The organism is Anaerophaga thermohalophila str. Valhall, assembly GCF_000250735.1.
In the GTDB taxonomy this organism is placed as follows: domain Bacteria; phylum Bacteroidota; class Bacteroidia; order Bacteroidales; family Marinilabiliaceae; genus Anaerophaga; species Anaerophaga thermohalophila_A.
In genome coordinates this window covers 1-10,531 of sequence record NZ_AHZV01000214.1, presented here as the reverse complement: position 1 = coordinate 10,531, position 10,531 = coordinate 1, and the positions used below count along the sequence as shown (strand labels likewise).

General features: G+C 40.7%; 9 protein-coding genes. 5 read left to right on the top strand and 4 right to left on the bottom strand.

Going from position 1 to position 10,531, the window contains the following annotated elements; all coding sequences use genetic code 11:
- The coding region (locus tag OQ5_RS23860) for a hypothetical protein (RefSeq protein ID WP_218054529.1) at positions 1 to 187 on the bottom strand (187 nt) is incomplete at its 3' end.
- Positions 188 to 948: 761 nt separating this feature from the next.
- On the opposite strand from OQ5_RS23860, the gene era reads away from it, so the two are divergent.
- From era to OQ5_RS0111660, 5 genes are all read left to right on the top strand, one after another.
- Positions 949 to 1,830 (top strand): GTPase Era, encoded by an 882-nt coding sequence (gene era / locus OQ5_RS0111680; RefSeq protein ID WP_016777669.1) that lies wholly within the window; start codon positions 949 to 951, stop codon positions 1,828 to 1,830.
- Positions 1,831 to 2,547: 717 nt separating this feature from the next.
- The gene (der, locus tag OQ5_RS0111675; RefSeq protein WP_016777668.1) at positions 2,548 to 3,852 is read left to right on the top strand and encodes a ribosome biogenesis GTPase Der; all 1,305 of its coding nucleotides are present in this window, start codon (positions 2,548 to 2,550) and stop codon (positions 3,850 to 3,852) included.
- Positions 3,853 to 3,932: 80 nt separating this feature from the next.
- Entirely contained in the window at positions 3,933 to 4,670 is a 738-nt protein-coding gene (locus OQ5_RS0111670) for a hemerythrin domain-containing protein (protein ID WP_026055258.1), read from the top strand.
- A gap of 7 nt (positions 4,671 to 4,677) precedes the next feature.
- Complete coding sequence (locus OQ5_RS0111665) at positions 4,678 to 5,256, top strand: response regulator transcription factor (RefSeq protein ID WP_016777666.1); 579 nt, start codon at positions 4,678 to 4,680, stop codon at positions 5,254 to 5,256.
- Positions 5,257 to 5,338: 82 nt separating this feature from the next.
- Positions 5,339 to 5,740, top strand: a complete 402-nt coding sequence (locus OQ5_RS0111660; RefSeq protein WP_016777665.1) for a hypothetical protein — start codon at positions 5,339 to 5,341, stop codon at positions 5,738 to 5,740.
- On the opposite strand, the gene OQ5_RS24660 is transcribed toward OQ5_RS0111660, so the two are convergent.
- The 3 genes from OQ5_RS24660 to rlmH all read right to left on the bottom strand — a co-directional run bounded on the left by OQ5_RS24660 (position 5,713) and on the right by rlmH (position 10,069).
- Positions 5,713 to 7,509, bottom strand: a complete 1,797-nt coding sequence (locus OQ5_RS24660; RefSeq protein ID WP_020372246.1) for a HAMP domain-containing histidine kinase — start codon at positions 7,507 to 7,509, stop codon at positions 5,713 to 5,715. The two genes, OQ5_RS0111660 and OQ5_RS24660, sit on opposite strands and share 28 nt — an antisense overlap.
- A gap of 11 nt (positions 7,510 to 7,520) precedes the next feature.
- A complete protein-coding gene (locus OQ5_RS24655) occupies positions 7,521 to 9,401 on the bottom strand; it encodes a hypothetical protein (RefSeq protein WP_020372245.1) in 1,881 nt (626 codons plus the stop codon).
- 194 nt (positions 9,402 to 9,595) lie between these two features.
- Positions 9,596 to 10,069, bottom strand: a complete 474-nt coding sequence (gene rlmH, locus OQ5_RS0111650; RefSeq protein WP_016777664.1) for a 23S rRNA (pseudouridine(1915)-N(3))-methyltransferase RlmH — start codon at positions 10,067 to 10,069, stop codon at positions 9,596 to 9,598.
- Positions 10,070 to 10,531 lie beyond the last annotated feature (462 nt).

Genomic DNA, 10,531 nt, shown 5'->3' with positions numbered 1-10,531 from the left:
CTCTTTTAAGTAACTCACCCATTAGTACGCTTTCGATTAATCCCTTAATAAAGTTGACCCGGAGTCCGCTTTTACCTTGCTTTTGGTTTTGCATCAATAGTGTCAAAGATCTTTCTTTGGTTATAGAAAACGCAAAATATTGCGTCTGTACTATTCCTGTAATCCTTCTTTCTTTTGGCTTTTTCACCCGGACCTGCCCGTTTGGAGGCCTCATTTTTGGCGAAAAGCGAGTGCAAAGATAGAATAATTTTTATTCCTCAACAAAATTATTTTTCTCCTTTTCCTCTTTCTTCCCCTCCAACCTTCCTGTATCATGCTTTCAGCCTTTTCTAAAGCGGCTGCAAAGATAATGGCTTTTGGGCCGTTTTTCCAAAATACAACAGCCTATTTTTTGTGAAAAAATGTCAAGTATCTGAGGTACAGACCCAAAGGCCGAAAAATTTTGGAGACAGAAAAATAAAAGTAATAAAAATGACAGACAATGTCAATTTCCACAGGTAAAATTTCTATCCTTTTTCCAAAACAACACGCTGTCGAACTTCTGTAGATGTCTGGCAATTAATTGTTTACATAATTAGTGCCTGTCTATAAAGCAGGGAAAGTTTCCTAATTATCATGTGTCCGTCTATAAATTACGCAAAAGTTGTTTCTGGTCATGTGTCTGTTCAGAAAGTGCCGGTTGCAAGGCTTGCGAAGCCGCCAAAACCGGAGTTTACTAATCGTAAATGAGTATTTTGGCGGCAAGCGTAACGAAGCAAGTGGTACTTTATGGACAGACACTAATTAATAGCACAAGCCACAACTATCTCATAATAAAAACTTTGCGTCATTTCGTCTCTGCGCTTAGGCTTTTTTTAACTAACTATTGCAACGAAGAGTGTACATTAAAACCGACTGAAAATCCGTACAGTTGTTGTATCTTCGCAGAAAATTACATGCAAAAAAGTTATGACACACAAAGCCGGTTTTGTAAATATTATTGGAAATCCCAACGTCGGAAAATCAACATTATCCAACCACCTGATAGGGGAACGACTATCAATAATAACCTCTAAGGCACAAACCACAAGGCACAGGATTTTCGGGATTGTTAACACGGATGATTATCAAATCATTTTTTCTGACACGCCTGGTGTGCTGAAACCGAAATACAAATTGCAGGTATCGATGTTACACTTTTCCAAATCGGCCCTTTCCGATGCGGACATACTGTTATATATTACTGATACTGTTGAAAGCCCTGATAAAAACGACGAATTCCTCCAACTGGTTAAAAGAACAAAAGTTCCGGTGCTTCTGGCCATAAATAAAATAGACCTTATTGATCAACAAAAACTGGAAGAATTGGTTGATTACTGGAAAAATGAACTTCCTAATGCCGAAATCTTTCCCTTATCTGCCCTACATGACTTCAATATTCGCAATTTATATGATCGAATCGTAGAGCTATTGCCGGTTTCTCCACCATATTTCGACAAAGATGCATTAACAGACAAGCCTGAACGGTTCTTTGTTTCCGAAATTATTCGTGAAAAAATATTGCTCAATTATCAAAAGGAAATACCATATTCGGTGGAGGTTGAAGTCGAAGAATACAAAGAAGGACCAACAAGGAACGACATCCGCTGTATAATCCATGTTGCCAGAGACTCTCAAAAGGGAATAATCATTGGACACCAGGGAAAAGCCCTGAAAAAACTGGGCATCGATGCACGCCACGAAATTGAAACCTTCCTGGGGAAGAAAGTCTTCCTCGAATTATACGTTAAAGTTTCGAAAGATTGGCGCGACAAAGACAATTTTCTGAAGAATTTCGGATACGAACAATAAATTCACCTCTAACCTCCTTTATTCCATACCACGAACACAAAATTTAAGGACACTGCAATCGTAAAGAGAAGATATGATGAATGAAACGAGCATGACAAGGTTTGTCACTAGAGAACATGTATTAAAATCATTCATGCGAGTTCCATCAGACCAATAACTTAGACTAATTTTATACTGATGAAGCAAACCCTTATTATACTTCCCGGTAAATCGGGGCAGACTATCAGTCCCGATGTTACTCTGTGACAGTCTGTGTAATTAATTGTTTCACAGAGTAACACGGAGTTCACACAGAGTCTCACAGAGAAGAAAATTAGTCTTTTTAAACTTCCTCAGCCTCTATAAATAATCCGTGTTCGCTCGGCTCTGCCGCTTTGCTTGCAAAGAATCTGTGTCATCTGTGGGGAATTCTCATCCTCAGCCTCAATCCGGGTTTCGTGTTTCGTGTTCCGGGTTCCGGTTTTCGGGTTTCGGGCTTGTTAAGACGCACGGCCGTGCGTTTCTGCTTGCTTCTATCTTCTGCCTTTTGCCTTTTATCTATAAGTTCTCTGTGGTGAATTCTTAACCTCAACCTTAACCTCAGCATCTCAAAATAATATCTAGATTTAATCCTGTAAATCAATCATTTTTGCTATCTTTGCACCCATTTTTCAAACATTTGTATTTGAAAAGAAACGAACAAGCATTAGGCACAAACTAACAAACCAGTAAAAGCCCATGGGTAACATAGTAGCCATAGTAGGACGCCCGAACGTAGGGAAATCGACGCTTTTCAACCGACTGACAGAATCTCGTCAGGCAATTGTTGATGAGACCAGTGGAGTTACACGTGACCGGATTTACGGAAAAGCGGAGTGGAACGGCGTAGGTTTTTCGGTGGTAGATACCGGTGGTTACGCCATCAATTCCGAAGATCAATTTGAAGAAGCCATACGCCAACAAGTACTTATTGCCATTGAAGAGGCTGATGTTATCCTTTTTGTTGTTGATGTTTCGACAGGTATCACCGATTATGATGAAGCGGTCGCCGAGATTCTGAGGAAAAAAGCAAAAAATGTTGTTATTGCTGTAAACAAAGTAGACAACCATTCATTAATCCCTGAAGCCTCCTATTTTTACTCAATGGGGCTCAATAATCTCTACCCCATCTCGGCCATTAACGGTTCCGGAACGGGTGATATGCTCGACCACCTCGTTACTCTTCTTCCGGGAAAAAGTAGAGAAGAAGACACAGAACTTCCAAAATTTACCGTCGTAGGCCGCCCAAATGCGGGAAAATCATCCCTCATAAACTCCCTCATCGGGGAAGAGAGAAATATCGTAACACCGGTTTCGGGCACAACCCGAGATAGCATTTTTACTCAATACAATAAATACGGACACAATTTTCTTCTGGTAGACACAGCAGGCATCAGGAAAAAGTCAAAGGTCCATGAAGACCTCGAGTTTTATTCCGTAATGAGAGCCATCAGAGCCATCGAAAACTCGGATGTGTGCCTGTTGATGATTGATGCTACACGTGGTTTCGAAGGCCAGGATCATAAAATTTTCAGTCTGATTGAACGCAACCGGAAAGGTGTTGTCGTGCTGGTCAATAAGTGGGATCTTATCGAAAAAGACAGCAACACTGCCAGGGACTTTGAAGCTATGCTAAAGGCACAAACGGCTCCATATACCGACTATCCGGTTATTTTCACTTCGGCAACAGAAAAGAAGCGCATCTTCAAAGCTCTGGAGGAAGCTCTTCAGGTTTATGAGAACAAATCGAGACGCATCAGCACTGCAAAACTCAACGATTACCTGCTGCCACTGATTGAGAACTATCCGCCGCCAGCCAACAAAGGGAAATATATTAAAATAAAATATATTACCCAGTTGCCTGCATCCGTCCCTTCTTTCGCTTTCTTCTGCAATCTGCCGCAATACGTTAAAGAGCCATATAAACGATTTGTTGAAAACAAATTACGGCAGAAATGGAATTTCACGGGAGTCCCGATTAATGTGTTTTTCAGAAAGAAGTAGAAAAGAAAGACCACCCCTGGTTACAAGAGTCTGCCAATTTTTATTATCTTTGTTTATAATAAATCTAAATAAACATAGAGATGCATATAAGTCCCACAATGAAAATGTCCGACCTGGTACAGTCAAACTTCGAACTTCTGGCTGTTTTGCAAAGATTAAAGATACCTTTTGGATTTAAAGACAAAAGTGTGCAAACTGTTTGCAGGGAAGAAGGCATTGATCTGGATTTTTTTCTCAATCTGTCACGGTGGTACGACGAACGTGATTTTTTCCCGGGCGAGACCCTTATGAATCATCCTGTAAAATGGCTGGTAAAATATTTGCGCAGTACACATTCGTGCTATATAGAATATCATATACCGCGAATTGAAAATGAGATTGTCCGGATGGAATCAATGGATCAGTCAGGTGGAAAAAACATGCAGTTGATGCTGAAATTCTTCAGGGAATACATCACCGAATTTACTACGCACATTGAACTGGAAGAAGAAAAAATATTTCCTTACATACTCGATCTGGAAGAGAACCTGAACAAAGAGCATCCCGATCCGGATTTTCTGAAAAAGGCCAGGGGTTACACAATTAAGGACTTTCTGGACGAACATAGCGACATAGAAGAGAAACTTGTAGATTTGCGTAATATTCTTCTGAAATACCTGGCTCCTCCTTCGGATAACTGTGTCTTTACAAACATCCTCATAGAAATATTCAGGCTTGGAAATGATCTGAACGACCATACAATTCTGGAAGAAAATGTTCTCATTCCCCAGGTCGTAAAACTGGAAGAACAATTTCACAAAAAATTCCCCCAGGGATAATCTGAAAATGGCAAAAGTATTAATCGCTGAAACATCGTATCTGGTTCGCAAGGGGCTTGTCGGCCTTTTAGAACAAACCGATGGCATAACCGAACTTAAAGCGGCCGGTCATCCCGACACCATCATGTTGACGCTGAAAGAGTTCAGTCCGGATATACTTTTGCTTAATTCGGCTATTACATTGCCTGTTAGTCATGAAAAATTAGTATCAAAACTGCCCGACAGAGCAAGAATTATTTATATAATAAATACTCCGCTTCCCGAAGACAGCCCTTCCCACCAGATTTCAGTGTTCGATTCAAAAAGTAAGCTTTCAGAAAAAATCTCTTTTCATCTTCAGAAATACCGCGACGAAACGCCCGAAAAGGAAGATACAGAGGAACTCACTCCACGAGAAAAATTAATTCTGAAACACGTTGCACTCGGCCTTACCAATAAAGAAATAGCTGCAAAACTGTTTATCAGCACCCATACTGTCATCTCTCACCGTAAAAATATTACCCGTAAGCTGGATATAAAAACCGTATCGGGTCTCACTGTCTATGCCATCCTGAATGGCATTATCAGAATGGAAGATATCGGCTGATTTTTATTTCCCGGCGGGTTTTCTATCTTTGAGTCCGGTCTAAAATGCATCTTTATTGCCAAACTCATCTTTTCAAAAAACAATGAACGTGAAAGATCAAAAATTACTTTGGGAGAAAGTGCCGGTTTCAGAAAGATTGCTTGCCGGGTTTGTTGATATAATGATAGCACTATTGTTATCGCTGTTCCCCAAAATAGGGTGGATATTTGGACTCATTTATTTGCTGGCCAAAGACTCGTTTTCATTTCTGGATGGACAAAGTTTTGGGAAAAAATTATTCCATTTACGAGCCATAACTTTACCACATTATGCTTCTATGTCGGGATGGCCCGAAAAATCGGTTATCCGCGGGCTTGTACTGTTAATCCCCATTCTGAACCTTTTTGACCTTTATCATTTGATAAAATACAAAGTAAGAATTGCCGACCGATGGGCAGAAACACGGGTCATAAGGAATCAGGACTGGGAAACAACCGGAAGCTGAATAAAAAATGTTGTCCCTTTTCCGGTCTCTGTTTCAAACCAAATTTCACCTCCTGCACTTTCCACAGCACCTTTTACAATGGCAAGGCCAAGTCCCATACCGCTTGTTTTGGTCGTAAAATTCGGGACAAACATCTTCTCACGAATCTCTTCCGGAATGCCTTTCCCGTTGTCCTGTACTTTCACCATCACTTTCCCTTCCGAAACTGAAGCCGAAATATCAATCTTCCCGAGATAGTCTTTAGGCATAGCCTGTGTTGCATTATTGATCAAATTGTTGAACACACCTAAAATTTGCTCGCTGTCGGCATTGATAATAATGCTTTCATAACCACCAAAATCGGTACTTATTTCTACATTATGGATGCCAGAGAATAAAGTCACCGAACTTCTTATTTTTTCAAGGAGGTCAATATTTTCCCTTTTGGCAGCAGGCATTTTGGCAAAATGGCTGAATTCTGTCGCAATAGACGACAATTTTTCAATTTGCTCAATCAATGTAGCCGATACGCGCTGCAGAAAGACGCCAAAGTCGGGCACATTATCTTTCCATGCCCGCTGAAGGTATTGAATATTCAACTTCATCGGGGTAAGCGGGTTTTTGATTTCATGAGCTATTTGACGGGCCATTTCGCGCCAGGCCAGTTCACGCTCTGTTCTGGCCAGCTTGGCGGCACTCTCTGCAAGCTCATCTACCATTCTGTTGTATTCCCCAACGAGACTTCCAATCTCGTCATCACCTTCGTAATCGATCTTTTCATTATGTTTGTCAATTTTCAGGTCGGCCAGCTTATTTTGTAATACCTGCAATGGCCTGGTAATTTGACGCGAAAGGAATACGGCAATTCCGATGATAATAAAAGAAAACAGAAGATAAAAGTTTATTACAGTCATGACTACCGAAGAGACCTCTTCACGTAACTCGCTATTAGCCACAAAGTAAGGAACATTAACATATCCCATCAACATTTCATCGCGGTTGTAAAACGGCACATAATAAGAGGTATATTTCAATTCACCCACTGATTCCTGTTCCAGGAAACGATTTTCTCCTTCAATAGCAAGCCGGTAATATGCAGAAGGATTCATCTGAGCCCCGATAAGCCCCTGCTCGAAAAGTTCAGGACGGGATGATGCCAGCAACATACCGTCTATCCCGAAAAGATTGATATCACAGAAAAACACATTGGAGATGGTCTGTAACTGGTAAGTAAGATAATCCCTGCTGCTTTTATCCAATGGGCCTTCAAGACCGATTTTCGATTCCAGTTCGAGTAAGACAGACTGTACCTTATCATTTAACAGCTCTTCGTGTTTGTTTCTGAACTGATTTACGGTATAGATTACCGTTCCAACGGCTACAACAAGTAAAATAAAAAGCATTAATCCGACAAACGAGAGTTGTATTCGCTTTTGAACCGAAAGCCAGAAAGAAAAAGAAAGAGCCTGAGCCTGTATCAGTCCAACGAGTAAAAGTCCGAAAACAAAAAAGAAAATAAAGAATACAGAAAAAGCAATGAAAATATCGGAGACAGTATGATCCTGAAGACTTAGAATCACTATTGTACCCGGTTCAGGTCTGAAAACAACATGTGAATATCCCCCTTCTTTGACAAACACTTTCGACTCGTTGCCAAAATCCATCTGGCTGAAGGTACCGTGGTAATTGTAATCGCCCGAGCGCCGCACCAGTTTTCCGTCTACATATTTTGCATAAGAATAATCTTCGAAAAGTTTCAGTCGCTCCTGTTCTTTCTGGCTGACAAGCAACTCCGGATATCCTAATCCTTCGAAATAGGGTTTCGATTGTAACTCAATAAAAAGGGTGGTTTCGAGCGGATGACCCTCAAAAAACGAAACGCACCTAAAAACGAAACTCGGCCGTTATCATTACTTAAATAGTAAAAATGCTTACTTCCTTCAATACGATGACCATCCTGCCTGAGTAGAGAGAAAAAGTACTGATAACAATTAGTGACATCTCCGGTCTCCTCGAATACAACATTTCCCCCGGGCCAGCAAGGCACAATTTGTAGATCGTAACGTCCCCAGTAACCATAAAAATAATATTTAAGCAAATGGTTACGAACCGCCGGCTGATTAATGTTGTTTTGTGCCAAAAGCTGACGCAATGGAGCATCTCTCATAATTTGCTCTTCAATATCCTGAAGATACATTTCGGCAATTGGATCTTCCTCCCGCAATAATTGATATGATAAATTTTCGACCAATAATTCACGATCCGATTCCTCCTTTGCTATCGAAAGGTCTATTAATACCGTTCCGGCATATAATGCAAATAAAGCCACAAGCCACAAAAAAGTATTATATGAATGATGCAACCGGTAATCGCGCTTTACCAGTGCCAGCAATATGCCAATCAACCCGGTAAACAAAATGCTCCAGTCGCTTTTTCCATATCCGGGGCCTCCCCATATAACAGCTAAAATAAGAGTGGACACCAATATCAAAATACACAGTTGAACCCTCCGCATTCTAAAAAGGAACAATCGCACAACCTTTTCAATGAGGAGAATGAATGAAAAAAACAGGAATGCCAGAATCGCAATTTTTACAATTGCTATTTCGTTGATTTCTATAACCTTGAAGAATACAGCCGGACCCGGTGAATGTTCTACTAAATGATAAACATGCCTCATCAGGTAAAGCATCCAACCCTGAACCGCTAAAAAAAGAAGTAAAAATGTGATGTTTTGCCTGATCCTGCTTTCTCTGTTTTTTAAAAAAGACGGCCATCTAAAGAACCGAAAAAACAAAAACGTAAGCAGAAGAACATTAACCGAAAAGAGCAAAAGTGCACCGAGAGAAGGCAAAAAGTCTGATGCCGCAAAATGGATGGGGGAAAACAATTCCAGCTGATTGAATGCCGACATCCCGGAATGCCAAAACAATCCATAATAAACCGGAAGGTAGATACCCATCGCCAGAAAAAGTCGTTGATTCTGCCATCTCGAACCTCGCGAACGCTGAAGCCACATCAAAAAAGCACCCCACAAAGCAAAAACGGATAGAAGATAAGCCGCAAGAACGTATCCCCCTGTTACATCATCTCCTTTTCGGCGCTTTAGGTTACTCAATGAAAACAAATATTCTCCTTCAAGGCCATAAACAGGCTCGTAAAGCGGACTTTTCTGTCTGACAATTTGCACCGACGGAGACAATCCTGCCGGTAGCATAAACCTGTCTTTCAAATATTTATTTTGATAAGGATACGACTGTTTTAATCTGAAAAGCCCAACCAGCAAAAAAGGATCTCTTCGAATCTGCTGAACCAGATAGTATCCGTTTTCAAGTTGGATGAAGGGTTGCATCAAAAAAACTGGGTGTAATTCCTGAACAGGTATCGCCTGATTCGACCAGGCAATCAGTTGATTGTTTCGGAAAACCAGGACATCATTCCCGGTTTGTGAAACCGAATCCATTTTGCTCCACAAAAGTTCAGTATCATCAAGCGTTTGTCCTGAAAAATCACTCAACATATTATTAAGCGCCGACTGACGCTCCTGCACCAATTGCTCAATCTGTCGGAGATCAACATCCTGTTTTTCACCACCGGCAAAGAAAAATTCCAGGAACAAACCGGTTCCTGTTCCTGCAAAAAAGAGTATTATAAGTATCCACCACCAACGTTTTCCGGACATAAGATTTCATTTTCGTGAAGTTTCCAATATCTTCTGACCCGGTTCTCTGCCTGACCGGATAAAAAATCCTTTCAATGAAGAAAATATCCCGGGTCTCCGACTATTCTACAAACTTCCCTAATCGACTTAGCAATGCATGAAAATAACAATAACCGTGCAAAAAACAATTATGGTACTTTATGGACAGACACTCATTAATCATGATGATAAGGCTCATTGTTCAATATAGATAAGGCCCGGTAGAGCTGCTCTGCGAAGATCAGACGCACCAACTGATGTGAAAAAGTCATTGGTGAAAGTGAAATCTTTAAATCTGCACGTTCATAAACAGCATCAGAAAATCCCCACGCGCCCCCTATTACAAACACCAGTCGATGCAACCCTCCAACCATCTGCTTTTCAATAAACCCGGCAAATTCCCGCGATGAAAAGAGCTTTCCTTTCTCATCCAGCAAAACCAGGCGATCGCGCTTTTCAACAGCCTTCAGAATGAGCTCCCCTTCCATTTGTTTCAATATCTCTGGTGTCATTTTACGGGCATTCCTGATATCAGGAATTATTTTTGTTTCAAAAGGTAAGTAGTGCTTCACCCGCCGATAGTAATGCCCGACACCTTCGCGAAGCCATTCGTCAGATGTTTTTCCTACTTTTAATAAAAGAATCTTCATCCCTGTAAATTTGTTTTTTAAGCTTTAATGGAACTCGCATGTAAGCATTTTTGAGCCCGGTCTAAAAAGCATCTTTGTTGCCAAACTCAGTGTTGTTTTAAATTTTTACATCCTCATTAACAACGGGTTAACTCCGGCACAAAAATTTAAAACGCCTTGATTTTGACAAAAATATGCTTTTTATACCGCACTCATTTATAAATATCCTTGTTGTGGCCAACTTTGCCATGCTCGTTTTATCAGTATAAAATTAGTCTAAATTATTGGTTTGTTAGAATACATAAATGCACGACGCCATCGGCGTCGCGTTTGAATTGTTTTGTTTCACATATCTTCACGGAGTAGACGCAGAGTGCCACAGAGTAAAGAATAGTCTTTTCAGGCAACCTCAACCCCCGCATACAGTTTTCGGATATCCTGTTTTTTAGTGATTGATTGGCTCAAGTAATTGCTAATTCGGGG

Bases quoted from the DNA above. Each gene is read 5' to 3' on its own strand.
- era (WP_016777669.1), top strand. From the start codon at position 949: ATGACACACAAAGCCGGTTTTGTAAATATTATTGGAAATCCCAACGTC.
- der (WP_016777668.1), top strand. From the start codon at position 2,548: ATGGGTAACATAGTAGCCATAGTAGGACGCCCGAACGTAGGGAAATCG.
- OQ5_RS0111670 (WP_026055258.1), top strand. From the start codon at position 3,933: ATGCATATAAGTCCCACAATGAAAATGTCCGACCTGGTACAGTCAAAC.
- OQ5_RS0111665 (WP_016777666.1), top strand. From the start codon at position 4,678: ATGGCAAAAGTATTAATCGCTGAAACATCGTATCTGGTTCGCAAGGGG.
- OQ5_RS0111660 (WP_016777665.1), top strand. From the start codon at position 5,339: ATGAACGTGAAAGATCAAAAATTACTTTGGGAGAAAGTGCCGGTTTCA.
- OQ5_RS24655 (WP_020372245.1), bottom strand. From the start codon at position 9,401: ATGTCCGGAAAACGTTGGTGGTGGATACTTATAATACTCTTTTTTGCA.
- rlmH (WP_016777664.1), bottom strand. From the start codon at position 10,069: ATGAAGATTCTTTTATTAAAAGTAGGAAAAACATCTGACGAATGGCTT.